General features: G+C 26.0%; 1 protein-coding gene. It reads left to right on the top strand.

Going from position 1 to position 1,064, the window contains the following annotated elements:
- Positions 1 to 164: 164 nt before the first annotated feature.
- Positions 165 to 761 (top strand): imidazole glycerol phosphate synthase subunit HisH, encoded by a 597-nt coding sequence (hisH, locus tag MBFIL_RS04630; protein WP_066971923.1) that lies wholly within the window; start codon positions 165 to 167, stop codon positions 759 to 761.
- Positions 762 to 1,064: the final 303 nt, after the last annotated feature.

Below are 1,064 nucleotides of genomic sequence, written 5' to 3'. Positions count from 1 at the left end.
CATGAAAACATATTATATTTAAAAATGATTAAAATAACTTTGTTTTACTATATATTTAGTTAAAACGCTTAAAAATTAATTAAATAGATTTTCAACGACTTATAGAATTATGGGACATCCCCTATAATTTATAATAAATTTAATAATATTTTAATAGGGATTTTATGGTAACAATTATTGATTATGGTAGTGGAAATCTTAAAAGTATTTCAAATGGGTTTTCTAAGATTGGTTCAAATCCGATTATTACAAATGATTTGGAAAAAATTGCTAATGCTGATTTTTTGGTGCTTCCAGGAGTAGGTGCTTTTGGACGAGCAATGGATAATATCGAGCCTTTTAAACATTTGATTTTAGAACATATAAATAATGATAAACCATTTTTAGGAGTTTGTTTAGGTCTTCAAGTTCTATTAAGTGAAAGTGAAGAAAGTCCAGGAATTAAAGGTCTTGATATTTTTAAAGGCAATGTCCAAAAACTTCCAGACACCAGAAAAGTCCCTCATATGGGATGGAATCAATTAAATATTATCAAAAATACTTCTCTTTTAAATGAAGCTCAAAATAAATCTTTTTATTTTGTTCATTCATATCATGCTGTTGTTGAAGATGAAAATACAATAGTTGGAACATGTGATTATGGTATTGACATCACTGCAGCTTTAAATATAAATAATGTCTTTGCAACTCAGTTCCATCCAGAAAAAAGTGGTGTTCAGGGTCTTAAAATATTAAAGAACTTTATTTCTCTTAAACAATAGCTATTTATTTCTATCATAATTAACTAACTTGTATTTTTGAGTAATTTACCTATTTTTTATTTAGTTCTTCCTAAAGTAATCTTTTTTCTATTGTATATGAATTGTCCAGAGAAAATTTAATGAGCAAATAAATATTGAATTAAGCTACTCAGTTTAATAAAATACTCACTATAATCGACTGTGTCAAAAACTTCAGGGTGAACAAGTGAAAAAATTCAATGAAAAGTACAACATATACATGTAATGTTCAGTATAATTCAAAAAAAGTGAGTATAATAACATTAATTAAATGGAGGAAGAATA

It is taken from the genome of Methanobrevibacter filiformis (genome assembly GCF_001639265.1).
GTDB lineage: Archaea > Methanobacteriota > Methanobacteria > Methanobacteriales > Methanobacteriaceae > Methanacia > Methanacia filiformis.
Note: the sequence above shows the minus strand (reverse complement) of the source record. Positions and strands in the feature narration are given on the sequence as shown.

Excerpts from the sequence above, each read along its gene's own strand:
- hisH (WP_066971923.1), top strand. The coding sequence starts at position 165 with ATGGTAACAATTATTGATTATGGTAGTGGAAATCTTAAAAGTATTTCA.